We start from the raw sequence: 25,147 nt of genomic DNA, 5'->3' as shown, positions 1-25,147 counted from the left end.
TGGTGTGACCCCGGCCTGATGGCCGCAATGCCGTGCATCCCACCTATCCGGACACCGCCTCGCCGGCCGGATGCGATCCTGTCCGGGCCGCCGCACGTCCCCACCGACCGGAGCCCTCCCCTGAACACCGTCCTCGCCGAGTCCCTGTCGGCCGCCCTGCTCCTCGCCGTCCTGGCCTTCGCCGTACTCCGCCCGCGGGGACTGCCGGAAGCGGCGGCCGCGGTGCCGGCGGCCGGGCTGCTCGTGGCCCTCGGTGTGGTGCCGGTCGCCGACGCGTGGACGCAGGTGCGGGAGCTGCTGCCCGTGGTCGGCTTCCTGGCGGTCATCCTGGCCTTCGCCCAGCTGTGCGCCGACGAGGGGCTCTTCCGGGCCGCCGGCGCCGCCGTGGCCCGGCGATCGGCCGGGCGGGGGCCGGTCACCCTGCTCGGCGGGGTGTTCGCCGTCGCGTCGGTGGTCACCGCCTCGCTGAGCCTGGACGCCACGGTGGTCCTGCTGACCCCGGTGGTCCTGGCGACGGCGGCCCGCCTCGGCGCACGGCCCCGGCCGCACGTCTTCGCCACCGCGCACCTCGCGAACTCGGCCTCGCTGCTGCTGCCGGTGTCCAACCTGACCAACCTGCTCGCCTTCGCGGCGAGCGGGCTCAGCTTCACCCGGTTCGCGGCGCTGATGGCCGGGCCGTGGGTGGTGGCCGTGGGGGTGGAGTACGCGGTGTTCCGCCGCTACTTCCGGGCCGACCTGGCGGCGCCGCCGGAACACGTGCCGGAGGCCGCGCAGGAGGCGCCGATGCCCCGCTTCGCGCTGGCGGTGCTCGCGCTGACCCTGGGCGGCTTCGCCCTCGCCTCCTTCGCGGGCGCCAGCCCGGCCTGGGCGGCGCTGGCCGGCACGGTGGTGCTGGCCGTACGGGCCCTGCGGCGGCGGGAGACCACCCTGCGGCGGGTCGGGGCGTCGGCGGCGCCCGCGTTCTGCCTGTTCGTGCTGGCGCTGGGGGTGGTGGTACGGGCGGTGGTGGACCACGGGCTCGGCGACGGCCTGGCCCGGATCCTCCCGGCCGGGGACTCCCTGCCGGCGCTGCTGGCGGTGGCGGCGGTGGCCGCGGTGCTGGCGAACCTGATCAACAACCTGCCCGCGGTACTGGCCCTGCTGCCGCTGGCCGCACCGGGCGGGGCGGGGCCGGTGCTGGCGGTGCTGATCGGCGTCAACATCGGCCCGAACCTGACGTACGCCGGGTCGCTGGCCACGCTGCTGTGGCGACGCCTGCTGCCGACCGCGGCCCGGGTCACCCTGGGCGACTTCACCCGCCTGGGCCTCCTCACGACCCCACCGGCAGTGGCGGCCGCGGTAACCGCCCTCTGGGCAGCCCTCCACGTCCTCCCCTGACCCGCCGAAGCGCCGCCGCTCGGCCGGAGGCCAGCCCCGGACCCCGCGCCTCAATCGCCGGCGGGACTGGAGTTGCCCGACAGGCCGAGCCCCGACCACCGCCCGGCCAGGGCACCGGCCGACGGCGACCCCCCACCCCAGCGGCCAGCGCCAGGGCACCGACCCCACCCCGATAGGATCGGCAGATCATGACTGCAACCCTCGTCGCCAAGGACCTCACCGCCGCGCACGGTGAGCGCACGCTCTTCGCCGGGCTCGACCTCGTCGTCGCCCCCGGCGACGTCATCGGCCTCGTCGGCGTCAACGGCGCCGGGAAGTCCACCCTGCTCCGCCTCCTCGCCGGCCTGGACGCCCCCGAGTCCGGTGAGCTGCGGCTCTCCCCGCCCGGCGCGGCCGTCGGGCACCTGCCCCAGGAGCCCGAGCGGCGCCCCGGCGAGTCCGTCCGGGAGTTCCTCGCCCGCCGTACCGGCGTCGCCGCCGCGCAGGCCGCGCTCGACGCGGCCACGCAGGGCCTCGTCGACGGCACCCCCGGCGCGGACGACGCGTACGCGGAGGCCCTCGACCGCTGGCTGGACCTCGGCGGCGCCGACCTCGACGAGCGGGCCCAGGAGGTCGCCGACGACCTCGGTCTCTCCGTCGGGCTGGACCTCCCCATGGCGGCGCTGTCCGGCGGCCAGGCGGCCCGCGCCGGTCTCGCCTCCCTGCTCCTCTCCCGGTACGACGTCTTCCTGCTCGACGAGCCCACCAACGACCTCGACCTCGACGGTCTGGAGCGGCTGGAGCAGTTCGTGAAGGGCCTGCGCGCGGGCACCGTCGTCATCAGCCACGACCGCGAGTTCCTCGCCCGCACCGTGACCAAGGTGCTCGAACTCGATCTGGCCCAGCAGCAGATCAACCTCTACGGCGGCGGCTACGACGCCTACCTGGAGGAGCGCGAGCGCGCCCGCAGCCACGCCCGCGAGGAGTACGACGAGTACGCCGACAAGCGCTCCGCGCTCGAGGGCCGGGCCGCGATGCAGCGCGGCTGGATGGACAAGGGCGTCAAGAACGCCCGCCGCAAGGCCACCGACAACGACAAGATCGGCAAGAAGTTCCGCAGCGAGGCCAGCGAGAAGCAGGCTTCCAAGGCCCGCCAGACGCAGCGCGCCATCGAGCGCCTGGAGGTGGTCGACGAGCCCCGCAAGGAGTGGGAGCTGCGCATGGAGATCGCGGCGGCGCCGCGCTCCGGCTCGGTGGTCGCCACGCTGCGCGAAGCGGCCGTCCAGCGCGGGGACTTCGCCTTCGGCCCGGCCAGCCTGCAGATCGACTGGGCGGACCGTGTCGCGATCACCGGGGCCAACGGCGCCGGGAAGTCGACCCTGCTGGCCGTGCTGCTGGGCCGTCTCGCCCCGGACTCCGGCTCGGCCACCCTCGGCTCGGGCGTACTGATCGGCGAGGTCGACCAGGCGCGCGGGCTGTTCCTCGGCGACGAGCCGCTCCTGGAGGCCTTCTGCGCGGCCGTCCCGGACACCGAGCCCGCCGAAGTCCGCACCCTGCTCGCGAAGTTCGGCCTGAAGGCGGCGCACGTGCTGCGCCCGGCGGCGACCCTCTCCCCCGGGGAGCGCACCCGGGCGGCCCTGGCGCTGCTCCAGGGCCGCGGGGTGAACCTGCTGGTGCTGGACGAGCCCACCAACCACCTCGACCTCCCGGCGATCGAGCAGCTGGAGGCCGCGCTGGAGGCGTACGAGGGAACCCTGCTGCTGGTCACCCACGACCGCCGGATGCTGGACGCGGTCCAGGTGACCCGCCGCCTGGAGGTCTCGGGCGGCAAGGTCACCGAGCTGTAGAAGGGCCGCGGGGCGGGTCCGCTACTCCCCCGCCCCCGCCGGGGCCCGCCGCGTGCGGGCCATCTTGCGCGCGACGAACCCGCGCGGGAGGTGTCGTACGGCGAGGGCGTACGCCTGGTAGCGCCGGCCGGTGATGCTGACCGGGCGGCGCCGGGCCAGGTCCCGCAGGGCCTTGGCCACCACGGCTTCCGGCTCCAGCCACACCGCTTCGCGCAGGGCGCTGACGTCCATCCCGGCGCGCTGCTGGAACTCCGTGCGCGTGAAGCCGGGGACCACGGCCAGCACGCGGACCCCGTACGGCTCCATGTCGACGCGTACGGACTCGCTGAACGCGGTGATCCAGGCCTTGGCGGCCCCGTACGTCCCGGTCGGCAGCAGTCCGGCGACGGAGGAGACGTTGAGGACCGCGCCCCGGCGGCGTTCGCGCAGGCCGGGCAGGACCGCGTGGGTGAGCCGCAGCGGGACCTTGACCAGCAGGTCCAGCATCCGCTCCTCGTCCTCGACCGGGCTGTACGGGAAGGGGGCGGGCAGCCCGAAGCCCGCGTTGTTGACCAGGATGTCCACCGGCCGCTCCCGGTCCGCGAGCCGGGCGGCGACCGCCGCGCAGTCCCCGGCGTCGAGCAGGTCGGCGGGCAGTACCTCGGCGGCCGTGCCGAACTCCCGGCCGAGTTCCCCGGCCACGGCTTCGAGCCGGGTCTTGTCGCGGGCCACGAGTACCAGGTCGCAGCCCTTGGCGGCGAAGCCGCGCGCGAAGGCGGCGCCGAGGCCGGCGCTGGCCCCGGTGATCAGAACGGTGGTCAAGAGAGCGTCACTTCCGTGTGGTTCACATGAACGGGTGGGCCGGGTGGGCCGGGTGGGCAGGGTGGGCCGGTGAGCCGGTCGGGCCGGTCGGGTGGCCCGGTCAGCTCGCCCCGGGGGCGAAGGCCGTCGTCCCGGGCGAGGCGTAGGCCTCCGCGACGTGCACGAGGAAGCGGGCCTCCTCGTCCAGGTCCCCGCCCTCCGCGGAGGTCTGGATCGCGGGCGGCAGTTCCAGGGCGTCGGCCTCGCCGGGCCGGCCCGGCAGTCCGGCGAGCTTCGCCTGCCGGGCCTCCTTCAGTACGCAGGCCAGCGCGGCCGCGCTGCGCCGCTGTTCGGGGACACCCGTCCCGGCGACATGGCTGCGGGCCAGCTCCGGGACGCCCGGAGCCACGTACTCCCCGAGGATCAGGATCGCGTCGCGCGTCTCGATGACCTTGCGGTACACCAGCAGGTTGCGCGGCACCGGCGGCCACAGCAGCTCCACGACCCGTCCGGGGCGCGGCTTCGACAGCGCCACGTGCGGGACGGCCTGGACCAGGTCCCGCCAGAGCGGCCAGAGCCGCCAGGCGGTGGCGATGTCCTCGGTGGTGCGGCGCAGCGTGAACAGGGTCGGCACCAGGATCGCGGCGGCGCGCAGCAGTCCGTGCAGGTTCATCATCAGCGGCAGGGCGGGCATGGCCCAGGTGCTGGCGAACAGGGCCTTGAGGAGGTACGCGAACCAGAACAGGCCGGCGAGTGCGGTGCCGAGGCCGAAGAGCCGCAGTCCCAGGGCGAGTCCGCGGCTCTCGGTGCGCAGGCTGTAGCGCCAGCACACGTACACGCAGACGGTGTTGGCGACGAGGTGGGCGGAGATCAGCACCAGCCAGTACGCGAGGGAGGGCACGGGGTCCCCGACGGGCGGCATCGTGTGCGTGCCGTGGTCGGGTGCGGCCGTGTCCAGGACGACCAGTGCGGTCAGCCAGGCCACCGTGCCCGCGCAGGCGGCGAGTTGGAGCCCCCGGCCCCGGGTGGCGGCGGCCACGAAGTAGAGCACGGCGCCCGCGGAGAGGACGCCGATGATGTTGCGGACCAGTCCGATGCCGTGCGCGTAGGACGCCTCGCGGCTCAGCGCGTACGTGACGACGGCGGGCAGGTTCAGGGTCATCGCGGCGGCCGCGGTGGCGACGGCGAGCCAGAGGCCGCGCTGCTGGGGGGAGCGCAGGGCGCCGGGGGCGCGGAGCAGGACGGCGATCCACAGGCAGAGCACGCTGGGGACGGCGAGCCAGTCGCCGAAGGCGGTCAGGTCAGCTGCCATCGCGCGGCCCCCGGTCGTACCCCATGGCGGACTCCAGGCGGGCGAGGGTGCCGTGGCGGGGGGTGCCGGGCTGCGGGCCGGGACCGGAGGTGCGCATGCGGATCATGCTGGCGAGCATCTCCGCCTCCTGCTCCTGGCGGGTGGTGTAGTTGGTGCGGCCGAGGACGACGGGGGCCCGCCCGTCGGTCTCCTCGCCCTCCAGCGAGTGGTGGCCGAAGAGGATGTGGCCCAGTTCGTGGAGCACGATGTGTTCCTGGTGCAGCGGTGTGGTCTGGGCCTCGTAGAAGACGTAGTCCACGCTCGCGGTGCCCACCCACAGTCCGCAGATGCCGGATTCGGCGGCCTCCTTGGGCAGCGGGTGCAGCCGGATCGGGCGGCCGCGCTGCTCGGCGATGCCCGTACAGAGGCTTTCCAGGGAGAACGGGTGTGTCAGGTCCAGATGGCCGAGAATGATCTCGCATCGTTTGCGCAGGCTGAGATTCCGATAGGGCATGTGTTCCCTCTTCGGACCCTTTCTCGGGCAGCGTCTGTAGGCGTGCGTGGGCATGGGCATTACATCCTGTGCCTTGAGGCGGCCTCGAGGAGTGCGGTCCCTGAGGAGAAAATGCGGAAGCCCGTCCGCGCGTCACGAACGGGCGTTCCACCATGCCTACAGATCACTTACGGGGGTTGCAAGGCATGTCCCCCTGTGGGGAACCTATTCGGCCAACCCTGCCGAAGCCTCGCCCGCAGCCGGTGACTACCGCTTGCGCCGCTCCTCCTGGCCGGTGAGACCGGCCCGGCGCAGGGCGTCGGCCATGGCGCTGTTGGCGGGAACCGGGGCGTTGCCGCCCTGCCGCTGACCGCCCTGGGCGGCCCTGCCCTGGCCGCCGCCGCCCTGCCGCTGGCCGCCCTGACCGCCCTGGCCGCGCCGGCCCTGGCCCTGGCCCTCCCGATCCGCCGTGCCCCGCTGCTGCGGCGGACGGCCGCCGCCCCGCCGCTCGTCGCGCTGCTTCGGCGCGCCGGCGGGACGGTCCGCGCCGGCCTCGTCCTCCAGCCGCAGCGTCAGCGAGATCCGCTTGCGCGGGATGTCGACCTCCATGACCTTCACCCGGACGATGTCGCCCGGCTTCACCACGTCCCGCGGGTCCTTGACGAAGGTCTTCGAGAGCGCCGAGACGTGCGCCAGCCCGTCCTGGTGGACGCCGATGTCGATGAAGGCGCCGAAGGCGGCGACATTGGTGACCACGCCCTCCAGGATCATCCCGGGGGCCAGGTCGCCGATCTTCTCGACGCCCTCCTTGAACGTGGCGGTCTTGAAGGCGGGGCGCGGGTCGCGGCCCGGCTTCTCCAGCTCGCGCAGGATGTCCGTGACGGTCGGCAGCCCGAAGGAGTCGGTGACGAACTGCTCGGGCCGCAGCGAGCGCAGCACCGCGCCGTTGCCGATCAGGGCCGCCACCTCGCTGCCGGCCGTCTTGCCCATCGCCCGGACCACCGGGTAGGCCTCGGGGTGCACGCTGGAGAAGTCCAGCGGGTCGTCCCCGCCGCGGATCCGGAGGAAGCCCGCGCACTGCTCGTACGCCTTCGGACCCAGGCGGGCCACGTCCTTGAGGCCCTTGCGGCTGCGGAAGGGGCCGTTGGCGTCGCGGTGGGACACGATGTTCTCGGCGAGGCCGCCGCTGATGCCCGACACCCGGGAGAGCAGCGGCGCGGAGGCGGTGTTGACGTCGACGCCGACGCCGTTCACACAGTCCTCGACCACCGCGTCGAGGGAGCGGGACAGCTTCACCTCGGACAGGTCGTGCTGGTACTGGCCGACGCCGATCGACTTCGGGTCGATCTTGACCAGCTCGGCCAGCGGGTCCTGGAGGCGGCGGGCGATGGAGACCGCGCCGCGCAAGGACACGTCCATGTCCGGGAGTTCCTGCGAGGCGAAGGCGGAGGCGGAGTACACGGACGCGCCCGCCTCCGACACCATCACCTTGGTCAGGCCCAGCTCGGGGTGGCGGGCGATGAGGTCGCCGGCCAGCTTGTCGGTCTCGCGGGAGGCCGTGCCGTTGCCGATGGCGATGAGCTCGACCGCGTGCTCCCCGGCCAGGCGGGCGAGCTTGGCGAGGGACTCGTCCCACTTGTTGGCGGGAACGTGCGGGTAGATCACATCGGTGGCCACGACCTTGCCGGTGGCGTCGACGACGGCCACCTTCACGCCGGTACGGAAACCCGGGTCGAGGCCGAGCGTGGCACGGGTCCCGGCGGGCGCGGCGAGCAGCAGGTCGCGCAGGTTGGCCGCGAAGACCCGTACGGCCTCGTCCTCGGCGGCGGCGCGCAGCCTGGTGCGCAGGTCGATGCCCAGGTGGACCTGGATCTTCGTGCGCCAGGCCCAGCGGACCGTGTCGGCGAGCCACTTGTCGCCCGGGCGGCCCCGGTCGCCGATGCCGAAGCGGCGGGCGACCATGCCCTCGTACGTGGACGGTCCGGGCGTGTCGCCCGGCTCCTCCGGTTCCAGGTCGAGGACCAGGACGTCCTCCTTCTCGCCGCGCAGCATCGCGAGGACGCGGTGGGAGGGGAGGGCGGTGAAGGGCTCCGCGAAGTCGAAGTAGTCCGCGAACTTGGCGCCCGCCTCCTCCTTGCCCTCACGGACCTTCGCGGCGAGCCGGCCGCGGGCCCACATGCGCTCGCGCAGTTCCCCGATCAGGTCGGCGTCCTCCGCGAACTTCTCGGTGAGGATGGCGCGGGCCCCCTCCAGGGCGCCTGCCGCGTCCGCGACTCCCTTGCCGGGGTCGACGAACGCGGCCGCGGCGGCGGCCGGTTCGACGGAGGGGTCGGCCAGCAGGCCCTCGGCGAGCGGCTCCAGGCCGGCCTCCCGGGCGATCTGCGCCTTGGTGCGCCGCTTGGGCTTGAAGGGCAGGTAGATGTCCTCCAGCCGGGCCTTGGTGTCGGCCGCGGCGATCCGGGCCTCCAGCTCGGCGTCGAGCTTGCCCTGCTCCCGCACGGAGTCGAGGACGGCCGCGCGCCGGTCCTCCAGCTCGCGCAGGTACCGCAGCCGCTCCTCCAGCGTGCGCAGCTGGGCGTCGTCGAGCATCTCGGTCGCCTCCTTGCGGTAGCGAGCGATGAACGGCACGGTGGAGCCGCCGTCGAGCAGCTCGACGGCGGCCTTGACCTGCCGTTCCCGTACGCCGAGCTCCTCGGCGATCCTGCCTTCGATGGACATCGTCACGTGCGGTCCTGCCTGCCTTCGTACGTCTGCATGGGATGCATGGGATGCATAGGAAGGCTGCCAATTGTGGCAGGTGACGGTGTCGGACGTCGGGAGCCGTGTCCGGTCCGGGTCTCAGGCCTTGCCGATGAGGTCGGCGGGGAAGGCTCCGGCGCCGAGGGCCTTCATGGCGAGGGCGCCGCCGAGCTCCGCGAGGCGGGCCAGGCCGGCGGCGCCGAGGTGCTCGTACGGGCCCGCGTCGAGGCGGTCGGTCTCGGTCTCCAGGGCCTCGCGCACGGCCTTGCCCTCGTCGGTGAGTTCGCCGTCGGCGTCGAGGATCCCGCGCTCGCGCAGCCGGTCGGCGGCCGCGGCCAGGTCGGCCGGTTCCCAGCCGCGCGTGGCGGTGAGCCACTTCGGGGTCATGCCGCGGCCGGTCGCGGTGTGGCTGATCAGGGCCTCGACGGGGTCGAGGCCGGCGAGCAGCAGGGCGGCGAGGTGGCCGTCGCCGCGGTGCTCGCGGAGCAGGGTGGTGGCGTGCCACAGCCGCAGGTGCGGCTCCTCGGGTACGGGGAGGTCCGCGTGGGCGGCGTAGAGGGTGCGGGCGTGCCGGGTACAGCCCTCGGCGGCGCGCAGGGCGAGGTCGGCGGTCTCCGCGATTTCGGCGGACCCGATGGTCTCGGTGCCGAGGAGGCGGCGCAGGGTGGAGTCGGCGGCGCGCAGCCTGGCGGCGAGCGCCTGTTCGGGCGTGACGGTGTCCCAGACGGCGGGCAGGTGCCGGGCGACCAGGTCGTGGCGGTAGTTGTAGAAGGTGGCGGCGACCGTGCCGGGGCCGACGGCGCCCATGGCCGCGGACCGGCTGGCGAGGTTGACGGCGACGCGGTCGGTGACGCCGAGGGCGGCGAATTCCTTCGCGAGGTCCGGCGAGAAGTAGATGACGGCGTGCAGCGGGTTGATCGCTGCGTGCCAGCAGTGACGGGCGGCGCGCGGAGGAAGAGTCATACGGGCAGATTACCGACTGCTTAGTATGCGCACTAGGGCGTTCCTCGGCCGTCCCGGCGCGCACGATCACACACCCGGTGGCGCCCGAACCGCCCCGTACGGGAGGGCGGGTTCCGGCCTTTCTCGGGCGGCGCGCGGACCCGGCCGCGGGCCGCCCGCGGCGGCGCCGGACCGGCTCCGGCGCGGCCGCGGCCGGCTCGCACGGCCCCCGCCCGCGCTGCGCCCCCGCCCCCGCTCTCCGGCCCGTCGGCCGCGGTCCGCCGGACCGGGCTGGTTCCGCCGGGTACGTGACGCCCGGCGCGTCGGGGGCCGTACCCACCGGCTGTGACGGCCGAATGGCGATCATGTGACAGCACGGGCCATGGACATGACGTGAGGCGCCACGCGTGAATACGGTCGGACGACCAAGCCCGAACGGACCTGTCTCCCCTACCCCTTGGAGCTCTTCGTGCACCGCAAAGTGATCGCCCCGAGCGTGCTCGCCGCCTCCCTGCTGCTGGTGATCCCGGCATCCGCGGCCAGTTCCGTCCCGGGCGCCCCGGGTGTCGGCGATCCCTACTACCCGGCCAGCGGCAACGGCGGATACGACGTGTCCCACTACGACCTGCGCCTCCAGTACCAGCCGAAGACCGACCTGCTGGAGGGCACCGCCACCCTCCTGACCACCGCCAAGCAGGAGCTGTCCCGCTTCAACCTCGACTTCGGCCTCAAGGTGAGCGAGATCCGGGTCAACGGGGTGAAGGCGAAGTTCGCCACCTCCGGCGCCCATGAGCTGGAGGTGACCCCCGCCCAGCCGCTCCAGAAGGACAAGCAGGCCACCGTCGTCGTCAAGTACGCCGGAAAGCCCTCGGAGTTCAAGATCGACGGCTGGTCGGCCTGGCAGCGCACCCCGGACGGCGGAGTGGCGGCGCAGGAGCCCGATGCGGCGGTCTGGTGGTTCCCGAGCAACGACCACCCGCTCGACAAGGCCACCTTCGACGTCTCGGTCAACGTCCCGGACGGCACCCAGGCGATCAGCAACGGCGTGCTCCAGTCGCAGACGTCGAAGCTGGGCTGGACCCGCTACAACTGGCGCTCCAACAAGCCGCAGGCCACCTACCTCGCCACCCTCGCCATCGGCAAGTTCGACATCACCACGGACAAGACGGCGAGCGGGCTGCCGGTCCTGAACGCCTACAGCAAGGACCTCGGCGACAACGCGGGTGCGGCGCGCGCGAGCGTGGAGCGGACCGGCGAGGTCGCGGAGTGGCTGGAGGGGGTCTTCGGCCCGTACCCGTTCAACGCGCTGGGCGGCTACGTCCCGAACGTGCCCAGCGGCTTCGCCCTGGAGACCCAGACCCGTCCGTTCTACAGCCCCAAGCAGTTCGCGAACGGCGCGAACGTGTCGGTCGTCGTGCACGAGCTGGCCCACCAGTGGTACGGCGACAGCGTGTCCGTGGACAACTGGAAGGACATCTGGGTCAACGAGGGCTTCGCCCGGTACAGCCAGTGGCTGTGGTCGGAGAAGGAGGGCGAGGGCACGGCGCAGGAGCTGGCCGACTGGACGTACGCCTCGCGTCCGGCCGACGACCCGTTCTGGCAGGTCAAGCCGGGTGACCCGGGTGCGGAGAACCAGTTCCACGGCGCCGTCTACGACCGCGGCGCGATCGCCATCCAGGCGCTGCGCAACGAGGTCGGCGACGAGAAGTTCTTCCAGATCCTCAAGGGCTGGCCGACCGAGCGCGCCTACGGCAACGCCAAGGTCGGGGACTTCGTCCGCTACGCGGAGAAGATCTCGAACAAGCCGCTGGCGCAGCTCTTCGAGACCTGGCTGTACACCCCGGGCAAGCCGGCCTTCACCCCGCCGGCCGCCGCGTCGCCGTCGGCGCGGTCCCTCAGGGCGCCGGCCGCCCAGCCGGTGGAGCCGAAGTCCTGGAAGAAGATCGCCGCGACGAACTCGGTCCACGAGCACTGATCCCCGCTCCCGCGCGGATCCGCGCGCCGGCGCCCCTCAGCGGGCGCCGGCGCGCCACCGCGCCCGGGCGGCGCGGGCGATCGGCAGGTAGCGCAGCCGCTCGGGGAGCAGGGGTACGAGGATCCGTACGGCCGTGCTCCACCGCCGGAGCCGGCGCTCCTGGGCCGGGGTCCACTCCAGCCCGATCGCCTCCCGGGCCTCGGGCGGCATGTAGCCGACGGTGACGAAGGCGCGCAGGTGCAGGAACGCCGCCCGCAGGAGGGGCCAGGTCAGCCGCAGCAGCAGCCGGACCGGCAGCGGGCCGCCCTCGGGGCGGGGCAGGGGCGTATCGGTGGCGACCAGTTCGCGGGCGACCGCGGTGGGCTCGATCTCCTCTGCCAGCATCCGGCGGTAGTAGACCCAGTACTCCTCGATGGTCTGCGGCATGTCCCGGTCGTGGATGCCGAGGATCCGGCCGACCTGGAGCCATTCCCGGTACAGCTGGCGCTCCTGGGCGGGGGTGAAGCGGCGCAGCAGGTACCGCCCGGCGTGGAGGTAGACCGGGAAGCCGGTGGCGTGCACCCAGGAGTAGCAGGCGGGGTCGAGCGAGTGGTAGCGGCGGCCGCGGGTGTCGGTGCCCTGGATCTCCTTGTGCAGCCGGCGCACCCTGCGCCCCTCCGCGGCGGCCTCGTCGCCCCCGTACACCCACAGCTGGACGGAGCGCAGCGAGCGCTCGCCGCGCCCCCAGGGGTCGGTGCGGAAGACGGAGTACTGGTCGACACCGGCTCCGATCGCGGGGTGGGCCACCTGCATGGTGAAGGCGGCGGGGAGCATCAGCAGGGCGCGGACGTCCCCGGCGATGGTCCACAGCACTCCGCCGGGCGCGGGCGGCTCGGGGTCCGGGCGGCGCGCGGCCGCGGGTCCGGCGGGGTGAACGGGGTCCGTCTTCGTCATGACACAAGTATGCGAGCACCGGACGGCCGTCCTGCGGACAGAAAGTCGCTGCATGGGTGTTACCCAGAGGTAACTGGTGCTGCTTTTATGACGGCGTCGATCTTCCCCCGCAGGAATGATGGAGACCTTCATGCTGCATACCTCGCCCCGCTCGCGCCGCGCCGCCGCCACGGCCGTCGCCGCGGTCGCCGCAGGCACGCTGGCCGTCACCGCCGCGCCGTCCGCCTCGGCGGCGGAGAGCGCCGCGACCCCGCGGCTCAGCGTTCTGTCGTACAACGTGTTCCTGATGAGCAAGAGCCTGTACCCCAACTGGGGCCAGGACCACCGGGCGACGGAGATCCCCAAGGCCTCCTTCTACCAGGGCCACGACGTGGTCGTGCTCCAGGAGGCGTTCGACAACGGCGCCTCGGACGCGCTGAAGGCCAACTCGGCCGCGCGGTACCCGTACCAGACCCCGGTCGTGGGCCGCAGCAAGAGCGGCTGGGACGCCACCGGCGGCGCGTACTCCTCCACCACCCCGGAGGACGGCGGCGTCACGGTCCTGAGCAAGTGGCCGATCGTGCGCAAGGAGCAGGTGGTCTACAAGGACGCCTGCGGCGCCGACTGGTGGTCCAACAAGGGCTTCGCCTACGTCGTGCTCGACGTGAACGGCGCGAAGGTGCACGTGGTCGGCACGCACGCCCAGTCCACGGACCCGGGCTGCGGTGCGGGCGAGGCGGCGCAGATGCGCAGCCGCCAGTTCAAGGCGATCGACGCGTTCCTGGACGGGAAGAACATCCCGGCCAACGAACAGGTCATCGTCGCGGGCGACATGAACGTCGACTCCCGCTCCCCCGAGTACGCCTCCATGCTCGCGGACGCGGACCTGGCCGGCGCCGACTCGCGCACGGGTCACCCGTACTCCTTCGACACGGCGCAGAACTCGATCGCGAACTACCGCTACCCGACGGATCCGCGCGAGGACCTGGACTACGTGCTCTACCGCAAGGGCAACGCCCGCCCGGCGGGCTGGGAGAACAACGTGGTCAAGGAGCAGTCGGCGCCCTGGACGGTCTCCAGCTGGGGAACCTCCTACACCTACGGCAACCTCTCGGACCACTACCCGCTGATCGGGCGCTGAGACCGCGCGCCGCTCCCGCGGGTGCCGCCCCGGCGGCGGTGCCCCGCGGGAGCGGCGCCCGGAAGGGCGGGCCCGGGGCTACGGGGTCTCGTACGGGGTCTCGTACAGCCCCTCGATAAGCCCGGCGTACTTCTCCCTGATCACGCGGCGGCGCAGCTTGAGCGAGGGGGTGAGCTCCCCTGACTCGGGGCCCCACTCCTCGCTGAGCAGCCGGTAGCGCTTGATCTGCTCCGTGCGGTTGAGCCGGGCGTTGGCCGCCGCCACCGCCCGGGAGACCTCCTCGACCACGGCGGGGTGCCCGGCGAGCGCGGCGAGCGTCGGGGCCTCGACGCCGCGCGCCGCCGCCCAGGCGGGAGCGAGCTCCGGGTCGAGGACCAGGAGGGCGACGAGGTAGGAGCGGCCGTCGCCGTGCACCAGGGCCTGGCCCACCAGGGGGTGCTCCTTGACGGTGTTCTCCACCAGGGCGGGCGAGACGTTCTTGCCGTTCGAGGTGATGATCAGCTCCTTCTTGCGGTCGGTCAGCCAGAGGAATCCGTCCTCGTCGAGCCGGCCGATGTCCCCCGTCGGGAACCAGCCCTCGGCGTCGGCGGCGCTCTCCAGCGTCCCGTCGGGCCGCAGGTAGCCGCCGAAGACGGTGGCGCCGCGGGTGAGTACCTCCCCGTCCTCGGCGACCCTCAGCTCCAGGCCCTCGATGGGGCGGCCCACCGAGCCCAGCCGGAAGGCGTCCGGGCTGTTGACCGTGCACACGCCGGAGGTCTCGGTCAGCCCCCAGGCGTCCATGATGGTGATCCCCCAGCCCGCCCAGAACCGGACCACGTCGATCGGCATGGGCGCGGTCGCGCTGCCCGTCCAGACGAGCCGGTCCAGCCCCGCCAGGCCCAGCAGCGGGTCCAGCACCCGTTCCTTCGCGGTGGCGTACGAGGCTTCGAGCGCGGCCGGGACCTCCTCGCCGCGCTCCCGGTGGCCGGCCCGGGCGCGCGCCAGGTCGCCCGCGGCTTCGATGGCCCGGCGCTGCTCCTCGGGCAGCCCCGCGAGGACCGCTCGTACGGAGGCGGCCAGCTTCTCCCACACCCGGGGCACCCCGAAGAACTGCACCGGGTGCAGCTCGCGGACCGCGCCCGACACGGCGGCGGGATCGGCGCAGAGCCGGACGTGCGCGGCACGCAGCAGGGGGAGGTAGATGCCGAGGATCCGCTCGGCGATGTGCGCGAACGGCAGGTAGCAGATGTGCTCGGCGTGCTCGGGCAGCTCCACGTTCCGGTCGAGGCGGACCGACTGGAGGATGAGGTTGCGGTGCGTCAGCCGGACCCCCTTGGGGTCGCCGGTGGTGCCCGAGGTGTAGACGACGGTGAGGGGGTCCTCGGGGCGGGCCTCCTGCCAGGCCTTCTCGAAGGCGTCGGCGCGGTGCAGCCGGGCGCCGCTCGCGTACAGGGAGCCGTACGTGCGGTGCGGGCCGGCCTCGGCGGCCTCGGCCACCACCAGCCGTTCCAGGGGCACGCTGTCGTCGGCCAGCAGCGGTTCCCACCGGGCGAGTTCGCGGGCGCCCTCGACGACGGCGACCCTGGCCCGGCTGTGGCGGGCGATGTGGGCGATCTGCTCGCGCGCGGAGGTTCCGTACACGGTGACGGGGACGGCGCCGATGTGGACGAGGGCGAGGTCGCTCAGCCAGTGCTCGGGGCGGTTGCCCATCATGAGCAGGACGTGTTCGCCGCGGGCGACGCCGAGGGCGGTGTAGCCGGCGGCGAGGACGGCGACCTTGCGGCGGACCTCGGTCCAGTCGAGGGTCGTCCAGCCGGGGCCCTCGCGCCACGAGAGGGCGGGGAGGTCGCCGTGCTCGGCCGCGTTGCGGGCCAGCAGGGCGGGGAGGGTGAGCTCCTCGGGTCGTCCGGGCAGTCGCAGGTTCGTGGTCATGGGCAGCTCCTGGCCGTTTCACATCATTGGTGCGACAGCAATACTGTTGAACCTAGGTACCGAGAGCGAGGCGGAGACCATGACCACCCAGGCACCCGAACCGACGCTCACCGTCGACGAGCTGGCGGCCCGGGCGGGCGTGACCGTCCGCACCGTTCGGTTCTACAGCACGCGCGGACTTTTGCCCCCTCCCGTGATCGGACCCCGTCGGGTCGGCCACTACGGCCCGGAGCACCTCTCCCGGCTGGCCCTGATCGAGGAGTTGCAGCACCAGGGCATGACGCTCTCGGCCATCGAGCGGTACCTGGACGCGCTGCCGGACGACCTGAGCCCGCACGACCTGGCGATCCACCGGGCCCTGGTGTCGGCCTGGGCGCCCGACGCGCCGCTGGAGTCCTCGCGGGAGGAACTGGAGAAGCGGGCCGGGCGGCCCCTGGCGGACACGGACCTGCGGCGGCTGGCCGCGATGAACGTCGTGACGCCGACCGCGGAGGGTTTCCGGGTGGACGTGGGGCTGCTGCGGCTCGGGGTGGCGCTGCTCGACGTGCCGATCTCGCACGAGACGATCCTTGCCGCGCGCGAGGTGCTGCTGGAGCACGCGCGGACGGCGGCGCACGAGCTGACGGCGCTGTTCCGGGACGAGGTGTGGGGGCCCTTCACGGAGGGCGAGAGCGATCCGGAGCGGGTTGAGGCGATGAAGGCGCTGTCCGCGCACATGCAGCCGATGGTCGTCCAGGCCCTGGTGACGGCGTTCCAGCGGTCGCTGAAGGAAGAGCTGCGGGCGGCGTTCGTCTCCGAGGGGTAGCTCCGAGGCCATGGCGTTCGAGGGCGGGAAACCGCCCGCCCCGCCCGCCCTCCTCCTGGCGCAGCGGCCGGAGGTCTCTGCCACCGCGCGGGGTACGGACGTCCTCGTACCGGGCACGGAGGCGGCCCGGCGGCGGCCGGCCCCGGGCGCGAACCCGGGGCCGGCCGACGGGTGTTCAGTCGCCGTACGTCTCGCCCCGCTCGGCCTTCGCCACCAGCGAAGCGGGCGGGGTGAAGCGCTCGCCGTACTTCTGGGCGAGCTCGCGGGCCCGGGCGACGAAGCCCGGCAGTCCGCCCTCGTAGCCGTTGACGTACTGCATCACGCCACCGGTCCAGGCCGGGAAGCCGATGCCCATGATGGAGCCGATGTTGGCGTCCGCGACCGAGGTCAGCACGCCCTCGTCGAAGCAGCGGACGGTGTCCAGCGCCTCGGAGAAGAGCATCCGCTCCTTCATGTCCTCGAAGGGCACGTCGGCGGCGGAGCCCTGCCCGTCCCGCTTGCCGAAGTGCTCGCGCAGGCCCGGCCACAGGCCGGCCCGCTTGCCGCTCTCGTCGTACTCGTAGAAGCCGGCGCCGCCGCTGCGCCCGGGGCGGCCGAACTCGTCGACCATCCGGTCGATGACGGTGTCGGCGGGGTGCTCGGCCCACGCCCGGCCCTCGGCCTCGAAGGCCTTGCGGGTCTCGTTGCGGATCTTGCGCGGCAGGGTCAGGGTCAGCTCGTCCATCAGGGAGAGCACCTTGGCCGGGTACCCGGCCTGGGCGGCGGCCTGCTCGACGGAGGCGGGCTCGACGCCCTCGCCGACCATCGCCACGCCCTCGTTGATGAACTGGCCGATGACGCGCGAGGTGAAGAAGCCGCGCGAGTCGTTGATCACGATCGGGGTCTTGTTGATCTGGCGGACCAGGTCGAAGGCGCGGGCGATGGCCTCGTCGCCGGTCTGCTCGCCCTTGATGATCTCGACCAGCGGCATCTTGTCGACGGGGGAGAAGAAGTGCAGGCCGATGAAGTCGGCGGGGCGCGAAACCCCCTCCGCCAGGCCCGTGATGGGCAGGGTGGAGGTGTTGGAGCAGAGCAGCGCGTCCGGCTCGATGACGTCCTGGATCTCCTGGAACACCTTGTGCTTGAGGGCGGTGTCCTCGAAGACGGCCTCGATGACGGCGTCGCAGCCGGCGAGGTCCGCGGCGTCGCCGGTCGGGGTGATCCGGGCGAGCAGCCCGGCGCGCTCGGCCTCGGTCGTACGGCCCCGGGAGAGCGCCTTGTCCAGCAGCTTCTCGGAGTACGCCTTGCCCTTCGCGGCGGCCTCGGCGGTGACGTCCTTGAGCACCACCTCGATGCCCGCGCGGGCGCAGGAGTACGCGATGCCCGCGCCCATCATCCCGGCGCCGAGGACGGCCACCTTGCGGACGGTGCGCGGCTCGATCCCCTGGGGGCGGCTGCGGCCGGCGTTGACGGCCTGGAGGTCGAAGAAGAACGCCTGGATCATGTTCTTCGCGGTCTGGCCGGTGACCAGCTCGGTGAAGTAGCGGGCCTCGATGGTCAGCGCGGTCTCGAAGTCCACCTGGGAGCCCTCGACGGCGCAGGCCAGGATGTTGCGCGGGGCCGGGTAGGGGGCGCCGTTCAGCTGCTTCTTCAGGTTCGCCGGGAAGGCCGGGAGGTTGGCGGCGAAGCGCGGGTTCGACGGGGTGCCGCCGGGGATCTTGTAGCCGGGTACGTCCCAGGGCTGGTGCGACTCGGGGTTCGCGTCGATGAAGGCGCGGGCCTTGGCCAGCATCTCCTCGGGCGTGGCGGCCAGTTCGTGCACAAGGCCGTTGTCCAGCGCGCGCCGGGGGCTGTACTGGGTGCCCTGGAGCAGCACCTTGAGCAGCGCGTCGGCGATGCCCATCAGGCGGACGGTGCGGGTGACGCCGCCGCCGGCCGGGAGCAGGCCGAGGGTGACCTCGGGCAGGCCGATCTTCGAGCCGGGGGCGTCGAGGGCGACGCGGTGGTGGGAGGCCAGGCAGATCTCGTAGCCGCCGCCCAGGGCCGCGCCGTTGATGGCGGCGACGACGGGCTTGCCGAGGGTCTCGATGCGGCGCAGGGAGCTCTTGATCGCGGTGCCGGTGTCGAAGGCCAGCTGGGCGTGCTCGGGGCGGAGCCGGATCATGTCCTTGAGGTCGCCGCCCGCGAAGAAGGTCTTCTTGGCGGAGGTGAAGATGATGCCGCGGATGGAGTCCTTCTCGGCCTCGGCGCGGTCGGCGATGGCCGCGATGGAGTCCTTGAAGGCCTGGTTCATCGTGTTGGCGGACTGGTCGGGGTCGTCGAGGACGAGGGTGACGACGCCGGTCTCGTCCTGTTCCCAGCGGATCGTGGTGGACTCGCTCATGTTCGCTACTTCCGTGTCAGACGTGTCAGAGGCGGGATCAGGCACCCGGAGGACTTCGCGGGGTCAGGACGATTCAGAGGCGTTCGACGATGGTGGCGACTCCCATGCCGCCGCCGACGCAGAGGGTGACGAGCCCGTAGCGCTTGTCCTGGCGCTCCAGCTCGTCGACGATCGTGCCGAGGATCATGGCGCCGGTGGCGCCGAGCGGGTGGCCGAGCGCGATGGCGCCGCCGTTGACGTTGACCTTGTCGAGGGACAGGCCCATGTCCTTGACGAAGCGCAGGACGACGCCGGCGAAGGCCTCGTTGATCTCGACCAGGTCGATGTCGTCGATGGTCAGTCCGGCCTTGGCCAGGGCCTTGCGGGTGGCCGGGGCGGGGCCGGTGAGCATGATGGTGGGCTCGGACCCGGACACGGCGGCCGAGACGATCCGGGCGCGCGGGGTGAGCCCGGCCCGCTCGCCGGCCTCGCGGGAGCCGATGGCCACGAGCGAGGCGCCGTCGACGATGCCGGAGGAGTTGCCGGCGTGGTGGACGTGGTCGATCTTCTCGACCCAGTGGTACTTCTGCAGGGCGACGGCGTCGAAGCCGCCGAGCTCGCCGATGTCCGCGAAGGACGGCTTGAGCTTGGCGAGGGTGTCGGCCGTGGTGCCCGGGCGGACGAACTCGTCGTGGTCCAGGACGACCAGGCCGTTGCGGTCGGTGACCGGGACGACGGACTTGGCGAAGCGGCCGTCCTTGATGGCCGCGGCGGCCCGCTCCTGGGACAGGGCCGCGTACTCGTCCACGTCGCGGCGGGAGAAGCCCTCGATGGTGGCGATCAGGTCGGCGCCGATGCCCTGCGGGACGAAGCCGGTGTCCCAGTTGGTCATGGGGTCGGCGAACCAGGCACCGCCGTCGGAGGCCATCGGGACGCGGGACATGGACTCCACGCCGCCGGCGAGGACCAGGTCCTCCCAGCCGGAACGGACCTTGGCGGCGGCCAGGTTGACGGCCTCCAGACCCGAGGCGCAGAAGCGGTTCTCCTGTACGCCGGCCACGGTGTCCGGGAGTCCTGCGGCGATGGCCGCGATCCGGGCGATGTCGGAGCCCTGGTCGCCGACCGGGCCGACGACGCCGAGCACGATGTCGTCGATGGCGGCCGGGTCCAGGCCGGGGTTGCGCTCGCGCAGGGCGTGGATGAGGCCGACGACCAGGTCGATCGGCTTGGTGCCGTGCAGGGCGCCGTTGGCCTTGCCGCGGCCGCGCGGCGTGCGGATCGCGTCGTATACGTAAGCTTCGGTGCTCACTGGTCAAGCCTTTCGAGGGGGAGGTTAGCCGAGCAGGGAACGGCCGATGATCTCTTTCATGATCTCGGTCGTGCCGCCGTAGATGGTCTGGATGCGGCCGTCGGTAAAGGCCCGCGCGACCCGGTATTCGGTCATGTACCCGTAGCCGCCGTGCAGTTGCAGGCAGCGGTCCGCGACCCGCTTCTGGAGCTCGGTGGCCCACCACTTGGCCATCGAGGCGTGGACGTGGTCCAGCTCTCCGTTGGAGTGGTCGGTGATGCACCGGTCGAGGAAGGTGCGGGTGACCGCGCACTCGGTGGCCATCTCCGCGATCTCGAAGCGGATGTGCTGGAGCTTGGACAGCGGCCGGCCGAAGGCCTCGCGGTCCTTGACGTACTGGGTGGTGATCTCCAGCAGGTATTCGGCGGCGGCGATGCCGGCCATCGCGATGCCCATCCGCTCCTGGGCGAGATTGGTCATCAGGTGGACGAAGGCGCCGTTCAGCTCGCCCAGCAGGTTCTCCTTGGGGACGCGGACGTCGTGGAAGAACAGCTCGGCGGTGTCCTGGGCCTTCTGGCCGATCTTGTCGAGGTTGCGGCCGCGCTCGAAGCCCTCCGTGCCGCGCTCGACGACCAGCAGGGACATGCCGTGCGCCCCGCCCTCCGGGGTGGTCTTCGCGACCACGATCACGAGGTCGGCGAGGATCCCGTTGGAGATGAAGGTCTTGGAGCCGTTCAGGACCCAGTGGTCGCCTCGGTCCTCGGCCGTCGTCCGGATGCCCTGGAGGTCGGAGCCCGCTCCCGGTTCGGTCATCGCGATGGCGGTGATGATCTCGCCGCTGCAGAAGCCCGGCAGCCACCGGCGCTTCTGCTCCTCGGTGGCCAGCGAGGTCAGGTACGGGCCGATGATGTCGTTGTGCAGGCCGATGGCGAGCCCGGCGGCGCCCGCCCGGGTGAACTCCTCGGCGATCACGGCGGCGTAGCGGAAGTCCTGGTTCCCGCCGCCCCCGTACTCCTGCGGGACGGCGAGGCCCAGCAGCCCCTGCCGGCCGGCCGCGAGCCAGGCCTCTCGGCTGACGATGCCGTCGCGCTCCCACTGCTCGTAGTGCGGCAGCACCTCCTTGTCGAGGAAGGTGCGGACGGTCCTGCGGAACGCCTCGTGGTCGGCGTCGAAGATCCGGCGCTTCATGATCGGCTCCTCACAGCCAGTTCTTGACGGTCTCGATGAGCCGGGCCGGCTCGGGCCCGACGGGCGTCACGTTGAGCATGGTGACCCCGGCGGCACGGAAGGCCTCGACGCGCTCGCGGACGTAACCCTCGGGCCCGCACAGCGTCATGAGCTCGCAGAACTCGTCCGGGACGGCCGCCGCGGCGTCGCGCTTGCGCCCCGACAGGTACAGCTCCTGGATCTTCCGGGCCTCCTCCTCGTACCCGTACGCGACGGCGAGGTCGTTGTAGAAGTTCTTGCCGGGCGCGCCCATGCCGCCCACGTACAGCGCGATCTGCGGGCGGGCGCGGTCCCGTACGGCGGCGGCGTCCTCGCCGATGGCGAGCAGGCCGCCCGCGACCGTCCCGAGCGGGCCGAGCTCCGGGGCGCGCTTGGCGGCGCCCTCGGCGAGGGCGCCGCCCCACACCGCCCCGGCCTTCTCCGGGATGAAGAGGGTGGGCAGCCAGCCGTCCGCGATCTCGGCGGTCAGCGCCACGTTGGCCGGGCCGAGCGAGGCCACGTACACGGGGATGGTGTCGCGCACCGGGCGGGTGAGGATCTTCAGCGGCTTGCCGTGCCGGCCGCCCTTCTCGGGCGGCAGCGGCATGTCGGTGATGCCGTGGTGGTCGATCGTCTCGCGGCGCCAGATCCGCCGGCACAGCTCGACGGTCTCGCGGGTCCGGCCGAGCGGCTTGTCGTACGTCTTGCCGTGCCAGCCCTCGACCACCTGCGGTCCGGAGGCGCCGAGGCCCAGCATGGCCCGGCCGTCCGACATCGCGTCCAGCCCGGCCGCCGTCTGGGCGATGAGCGCCGGGGTGCGCGAGTAGACGTTGAGGATGGCCGAGCCGATCTTCATCCGCTCGGTGCGGGCGGCCAGGTACCCCATGATCGTCGGGGAGTCGAAGCCCCAGGCCTCCGCAACCCACACGGCGTCGAGCCCGGCCGCCTCCAGCGCCGCCGCCTCGTCGGCGGCCCGGCGCGGGTCTCCCGCGTAGTCGAGCATCATCGACAGTTCCATCAGCTGTCCTTCCCGAGCAGGGCCGGCAGGTCCCAGTCCGCCGCGACGGACTCGGTGTCCGCGCCCGGCATGGCGGGGCCGCTGGTGACGGCGGCCCCGGTCACCGAGAACCGGGGCGCGGGCGCGGGCTGGGTGATCCCGCCGAAGTCGGTGAAGGTGCCGCGGGCGGCCAGGTGCGGGTGGGCGGGGGCCTCGCCCAGCGACAGGACCGGGGCCACGCAGGCGTCGGTGCCCTCGAAGACGGCCGTCCACTCGTCCCGGGTACGGGACTTGAAGCGTGCGGCGACGGCCTCGCGCAGCTCGCCCCAGCGGGCCAGGTCCTTGCGGGCGGGGGCCCGGTCCTTGATCCCGAGGAGTTCCACGAAGGTGTCGTAGAACTGCTGCTCCAGCGCGCCGACGGCCATGTACCCGCCGTCGGAGGTCTCGTAGGTGCCGTAGAAGGGGCAGCCGCCGTCGAGGAGGTTGGCCCCGCGCCGGTCCTGCCAGCCTCCGGCCGCCATCATCGCGAGGATCATCGCGGTCAGGTGGGCGGTGCCGTCGACGATCGCCGCGTCCACGACCTGGCCCGCGCCGCCCGGGGTGCGGGCGTGCTGGAGGGCGGCGAGGACGCCGACGACCAGGTACAGCGAGCCGCCCGCGTAGTCCCCGACCAGGTTGGCGGGGACCGCCGGGGGCTCGCCCGGGTTGCCGATCATGCCGAGGGCGCCGGTGACGGCGATGTACGCGATGTCGTGCCCGGCGGTGTGCGCGAGCGGGCCCTCCTGGCCCCAGCCGGTCATCCGGCCGTAGACCAGCTTCGGGTTGCGCGCGAGGCAGTCGGCCGGGCCGACCCCGAGCCGCTCGGTGACCCCGGGGCGGAACCCCTCGATCAGCACGTCGGCGCGCTCGACCAGGTCCAGGACCCGGGCCGGGCCGTCGGGGGACTTCAGGTCGATCAGTACGGACCGCTTGTTGCGGTTGGTGATGTCGTACGCCGGATCGACCGCGAGCCCGCCGCCGCCGGGCCGGTCCACGCGTACGACGTCCGCCCCGAGGTCCGCGAGCAGCATGGCGGCGAACGGGCCCGGGCCGATGCCCGCCAGCTCCACGACGCGCACGCCCGCGAGCGGGCCGCCGCGCCCGCCGTCGCCCGTCCCGTGCCCGGTACCTGTCGCTGCCATCGAGCCCCCAGCATCCTGGTGTGCATGTGTGACACAACTGATGTAACACCAGCGATGCTAGGAACGTGTTCCACTCAGCACAAGAGCAAGCGCTTAGCCATCTGCCTCGATCCGTGCGTCGAGCTCCTTGACGTGCCGTTTGAGCGCCACCGTCCGGTAGCTCTCCTCCACCCACTCGCACAACACGTCCGCCGACGGCGCGCCCTTCTCCCCCAGCGGTACGAAGACCCACCCGGCCTTGCCGAGGCCGTACCCGGTGGGCTGCGCGCCCGGGGCGGTCATCGCGTGCCCGTGCAGCGCCTCGTCCTTGAGCTTCACGGAGATGCCGGGAGGCTGGGGGCCGTCCGCGTTCCCCAGGAAGACGAAGATCTTCTTGTTGACCTTGACCACGCAGTCCTCGGGGCCCCACGGGAACTCCTCCGCGGCCTCCGGCAGTCCGCGAGCGAACTCGCGCACCTTCTCCCACTTGCGCACCGCAGCCTTCACCGACACCTCCACTCACCGCAGGCAGCGCCGGGCACCCACGCGGTGCGCACCTGGCGCGAACCTGCCCGTACGGACAGCCGTCCCTCACGCTAGCCTCAGCCACCGACACCAGCTGGGAGGAGCGTTCAATGAACGAGCGGGTTCGGCACGGCGACGGGGAACGGGCCTACGACGTCGTGCTTTTCGGAGCGACCGGATTCGTCGGGGCGCTCACCGCCGAGTACCTGGCCGCGAACGCCCCCGCGGGCTGCCGGTGGGCCCTCGCGGGGCGCGACCTCGGCAAGCTGGAGCGGCTGCGCGAGCGCCTCGCCGCCCTCGATCCGGCCTGCGCGTCCCTGCCGCTGATCCGGGCGGACTCCGCGGACCCGCGGGCCCTGCGGGAACTGGCCGCCTCCACCAGGGTGCTGGCCACCACGGTCGGCCCCTACCTCTGGTACGGGGCGGAGCTGGTCGCGGCCTGCGCCCGGGCGGGCACCGACTACGTGGACCTCACCGGCGAGCCGGAGTTCGTGGACCGGATGTACGTCGAGCACGACGCCCGGGCCCGGGAGACCGGCGCGCGGCTGGTGCACGCGTGCGGGTTCGACTCGATCCCGGCCGACCTCGGCGTGTACTTCACGGTGAGCCGGCTGCCGGCCGGGGTCCCGCTGGAAGTGGACGGGTTCATGCGGTCCAACGCCCTGCTGTCCGGCGGAACCCTGGCCTCCGGGCTCACCGTGATGAGCCGCGGCCCGCAGACCCTGGCCGCCGCGCGGGAGCGCCGGCTGCACGAGCCCCGGCTGCCGGAGCGCCGCGTACGGGCCTACGGGGGCGCCCCGCGCTTCAGCCGGGAAACCGGCACCTGGGCGCTGCCGCTGCCGACGCTGGACCCGCGGATCGTGGCCCGTTCGGCGGCCGCCCTGGAGCGGTACGGGCCCGACTTCCGCTACCGCCACTACGCCTCCCTCAAGCACCTCCCGAGCGCCGTGGGCGGCACGGTGGCGGCGGGCGCGACGGTGGCCCTGGCCCAGGTCCCGGCGGCCCGGCGGTGGCTGATGAGCCGCTGGGAGCCCGGCCGCGGCCCGGACGCGGAGCGGCGGGCGCGCAGCTGGTTCACCGTGCGCTTCGTGGGCTCGGGCGGCGGCCGCCGGGTGTTCACGGAGGTCTCGGGCGGCGACCCCGGCTACGGGGAGACGGCGAAGATGCTGGCGGAGTCGGCGCTGTGCCTGGCCTACGACGCCCTCCCGGACACTTCCGGGCAGCTGACCACGGCCGTGGCGATGGGCGACGCACTGCTGGACCGGCTCCAGAAGGCGGGCATCCGCTTCCGGGTCGCGGCCGGCGACCGGGCGGCCGCCTAAGGGCTGTCCCGTAATCCCCGGCGGGCGCACGACGACAGCTACGGCACCTCGCCGCGTTGTCGGAGCGCCCGGATACGCCCAGTATGAGGACGCTCCTCCGCCTTGCGATGCACCGC

At 73.0% G+C, this 25,147-nt stretch carries 19 protein-coding genes; 6 read left to right on the top strand and 13 right to left on the bottom strand.

The annotated features are described in order from the left end of the window. Positions 1-18 precede the first annotated feature (18 nt). On the top strand, positions 19-1,377 hold the full coding sequence (locus tag ACZ4TG_RS16000) for an SLC13 family permease (protein WP_468162931.1): 1,359 nt from the start codon (positions 19-21) through the stop codon (positions 1,375-1,377). A 188-nt stretch (positions 1,378-1,565) separates the two neighbouring features. Then, on the top strand, positions 1,566-3,203 hold the full coding sequence (locus tag ACZ4TG_RS15995) for an ABC-F family ATP-binding cassette domain-containing protein (RefSeq protein ID WP_468162929.1): 1,638 nt from the start codon (positions 1,566-1,568) through the stop codon (positions 3,201-3,203). A gap of 21 nt (positions 3,204-3,224) precedes the next feature. Here the strand turns inward: ACZ4TG_RS15995 and ACZ4TG_RS15990 are convergent, their stop codons facing one another. From ACZ4TG_RS15990 to ACZ4TG_RS15970, 5 genes are all read right to left on the bottom strand, one after another. Further along, a complete protein-coding gene (locus ACZ4TG_RS15990) occupies positions 3,225-4,004 on the bottom strand; it encodes an SDR family NAD(P)-dependent oxidoreductase (RefSeq protein ID WP_468162927.1) in 780 nt (259 codons plus the stop codon). A 100-nt stretch (positions 4,005-4,104) separates the two neighbouring features. Next, positions 4,105-5,295 (bottom strand): MAB_1171c family putative transporter, encoded by a 1,191-nt coding sequence (locus ACZ4TG_RS15985; RefSeq protein WP_468162925.1) that lies wholly within the window; start codon positions 5,293-5,295, stop codon positions 4,105-4,107. Beyond that, positions 5,285-5,788 (bottom strand): M78 family metallopeptidase domain-containing protein, encoded by a 504-nt coding sequence (locus ACZ4TG_RS15980; RefSeq protein WP_468162923.1) that lies wholly within the window; start codon positions 5,786-5,788, stop codon positions 5,285-5,287. Before ACZ4TG_RS15980 ends, ACZ4TG_RS15985 begins: the two co-directional genes overlap by 11 nt. Before the next feature lie 246 nt (positions 5,789-6,034). Continuing rightward, positions 6,035-8,491: a Tex family protein gene (locus tag ACZ4TG_RS15975; protein WP_468162921.1), complete on the bottom strand. Its 2,457-nt coding sequence runs from the start codon at positions 8,489-8,491 to the stop codon at positions 6,035-6,037. Positions 8,492-8,605: 114 nt separating this feature from the next. Beyond that, on the bottom strand, positions 8,606-9,469 hold the full coding sequence (locus ACZ4TG_RS15970; RefSeq protein ID WP_468162919.1) for an SCO6745 family protein: 864 nt from the start codon (positions 9,467-9,469) through the stop codon (positions 8,606-8,608). 448 nt (positions 9,470-9,917) lie between these two features. On the opposite strand from ACZ4TG_RS15970, the gene ACZ4TG_RS15965 reads away from it, so the two are divergent. After that, positions 9,918-11,423, top strand: a complete 1,506-nt coding sequence (locus tag ACZ4TG_RS15965; RefSeq protein WP_468162917.1) for a M1 family metallopeptidase — start codon at positions 9,918-9,920, stop codon at positions 11,421-11,423. A gap of 36 nt (positions 11,424-11,459) precedes the next feature. Here ACZ4TG_RS15965 and ACZ4TG_RS15960 read toward each other — a convergent pair whose 3' ends face one another. Next, a complete protein-coding gene (locus tag ACZ4TG_RS15960; protein ID WP_468162915.1) occupies positions 11,460-12,356 on the bottom strand; it encodes an oxygenase MpaB family protein in 897 nt (298 codons plus the stop codon). 130 nt (positions 12,357-12,486) lie between these two features. Here ACZ4TG_RS15960 and sph point away from each other — a divergent pair, with 130 nt between their 5' ends. Beyond that, the gene (sph, locus tag ACZ4TG_RS15955; RefSeq protein WP_468162913.1) at positions 12,487-13,476 is read left to right on the top strand and encodes a sphingomyelin phosphodiesterase; all 990 of its coding nucleotides are present in this window, start codon (positions 12,487-12,489) and stop codon (positions 13,474-13,476) included. A 78-nt stretch (positions 13,477-13,554) separates the two neighbouring features. Here the strand turns inward: sph and ACZ4TG_RS15950 are convergent, their stop codons facing one another. Continuing rightward, on the bottom strand, positions 13,555-15,387 hold the full coding sequence (locus ACZ4TG_RS15950) for an AMP-dependent synthetase/ligase (protein ID WP_468162911.1): 1,833 nt from the start codon (positions 15,385-15,387) through the stop codon (positions 13,555-13,557). A 79-nt stretch (positions 15,388-15,466) separates the two neighbouring features. Here ACZ4TG_RS15950 and ACZ4TG_RS15945 point away from each other — a divergent pair, with 79 nt between their 5' ends. After that, complete coding sequence (locus ACZ4TG_RS15945) at positions 15,467-16,192, top strand: MerR family transcriptional regulator (RefSeq protein ID WP_468162909.1); 726 nt, start codon at positions 15,467-15,469, stop codon at positions 16,190-16,192. 175 nt (positions 16,193-16,367) lie between these two features. On the opposite strand, the gene ACZ4TG_RS15940 is transcribed toward ACZ4TG_RS15945, so the two are convergent. The 6 genes from ACZ4TG_RS15940 to ACZ4TG_RS15915 all read right to left on the bottom strand — a co-directional run bounded on the left by ACZ4TG_RS15940 (position 16,368) and on the right by ACZ4TG_RS15915 (position 23,703). Next, entirely contained in the window at positions 16,368-18,554 is a 2,187-nt protein-coding gene (locus ACZ4TG_RS15940; RefSeq protein WP_468162907.1) for a 3-hydroxyacyl-CoA dehydrogenase NAD-binding domain-containing protein, read from the bottom strand. Between the two features lie 73 nt (positions 18,555-18,627). Continuing rightward, complete coding sequence (locus tag ACZ4TG_RS15935) at positions 18,628-19,842, bottom strand: acetyl-CoA C-acetyltransferase (RefSeq protein ID WP_468162905.1); 1,215 nt, start codon at positions 19,840-19,842, stop codon at positions 18,628-18,630. Positions 19,843-19,866: 24 nt separating this feature from the next. After that, complete coding sequence (locus tag ACZ4TG_RS15930) at positions 19,867-21,009, bottom strand: acyl-CoA dehydrogenase family protein (protein ID WP_468162903.1); 1,143 nt, start codon at positions 21,007-21,009, stop codon at positions 19,867-19,869. A gap of 10 nt (positions 21,010-21,019) precedes the next feature. Continuing rightward, complete coding sequence (locus ACZ4TG_RS15925) at positions 21,020-22,045, bottom strand: LLM class F420-dependent oxidoreductase (protein WP_468162901.1); 1,026 nt, start codon at positions 22,043-22,045, stop codon at positions 21,020-21,022. Continuing rightward, positions 22,045-23,205 carry a CaiB/BaiF CoA transferase family protein gene (locus tag ACZ4TG_RS15920; protein WP_468162899.1) on the bottom strand — a complete coding sequence of 387 codons (1,161 nt, stop codon included), beginning with the start codon at positions 23,203-23,205 and terminating at the stop codon, positions 22,045-22,047. The genes ACZ4TG_RS15925 and ACZ4TG_RS15920 overlap by 1 nt, the downstream gene beginning before the upstream one ends. 93 nt (positions 23,206-23,298) lie before the next feature. After that, positions 23,299-23,703: an MmcQ/YjbR family DNA-binding protein gene (locus tag ACZ4TG_RS15915; protein WP_468162897.1), complete on the bottom strand. Its 405-nt coding sequence runs from the start codon at positions 23,701-23,703 to the stop codon at positions 23,299-23,301. Positions 23,704-23,819: 116 nt separating this feature from the next. On the opposite strand from ACZ4TG_RS15915, the gene ACZ4TG_RS15910 reads away from it, so the two are divergent. After that, the gene (locus ACZ4TG_RS15910; protein WP_468162895.1) at positions 23,820-25,031 is read left to right on the top strand and encodes a saccharopine dehydrogenase family protein; all 1,212 of its coding nucleotides are present in this window, start codon (positions 23,820-23,822) and stop codon (positions 25,029-25,031) included. Positions 25,032-25,147 lie beyond the last annotated feature (116 nt).

Source organism: Streptomyces sp. NPDC028314 (assembly GCF_055565795.1).
This window is presented reverse-complemented; position numbering and strand designations above follow the sequence as displayed.

Excerpts from the sequence above, each read along its gene's own strand:
- ACZ4TG_RS15985 (WP_468162925.1), bottom strand. The coding sequence starts at position 5,295 with ATGGCAGCTGACCTGACCGCCTTCGGCGACTGGCTCGCCGTCCCCAGC.
- ACZ4TG_RS15940 (WP_468162907.1), bottom strand. The coding sequence starts at position 18,554 with ATGAGCGAGTCCACCACGATCCGCTGGGAACAGGACGAGACCGGCGTC.
- ACZ4TG_RS15930 (WP_468162903.1), bottom strand. The coding sequence starts at position 21,009 with ATGAAGCGCCGGATCTTCGACGCCGACCACGAGGCGTTCCGCAGGACC.
- ACZ4TG_RS15920 (WP_468162899.1), bottom strand. The coding sequence starts at position 23,205 with ATGGCAGCGACAGGTACCGGGCACGGGACGGGCGACGGCGGGCGCGGC.
- sph (WP_468162913.1), top strand. The coding sequence starts at position 12,487 with ATGCTGCATACCTCGCCCCGCTCGCGCCGCGCCGCCGCCACGGCCGTC.
- ACZ4TG_RS15980 (WP_468162923.1), bottom strand. The coding sequence starts at position 5,788 with ATGCCCTATCGGAATCTCAGCCTGCGCAAACGATGCGAGATCATTCTC.
- ACZ4TG_RS15960 (WP_468162915.1), bottom strand. The coding sequence starts at position 12,356 with ATGACGAAGACGGACCCCGTTCACCCCGCCGGACCCGCGGCCGCGCGC.
- ACZ4TG_RS15945 (WP_468162909.1), top strand. The coding sequence starts at position 15,467 with ATGACCACCCAGGCACCCGAACCGACGCTCACCGTCGACGAGCTGGCG.
- ACZ4TG_RS16000 (WP_468162931.1), top strand. The coding sequence starts at position 19 with ATGGCCGCAATGCCGTGCATCCCACCTATCCGGACACCGCCTCGCCGG.
- ACZ4TG_RS15995 (WP_468162929.1), top strand. The coding sequence starts at position 1,566 with ATGACTGCAACCCTCGTCGCCAAGGACCTCACCGCCGCGCACGGTGAG.
- ACZ4TG_RS15925 (WP_468162901.1), bottom strand. The coding sequence starts at position 22,045 with ATGGAACTGTCGATGATGCTCGACTACGCGGGAGACCCGCGCCGGGCC.
- ACZ4TG_RS15910 (WP_468162895.1), top strand. The coding sequence starts at position 23,820 with ATGAACGAGCGGGTTCGGCACGGCGACGGGGAACGGGCCTACGACGTC.
- ACZ4TG_RS15970 (WP_468162919.1), bottom strand. The coding sequence starts at position 9,469 with ATGACTCTTCCTCCGCGCGCCGCCCGTCACTGCTGGCACGCAGCGATC.
- ACZ4TG_RS15950 (WP_468162911.1), bottom strand. The coding sequence starts at position 15,387 with ATGACCACGAACCTGCGACTGCCCGGACGACCCGAGGAGCTCACCCTC.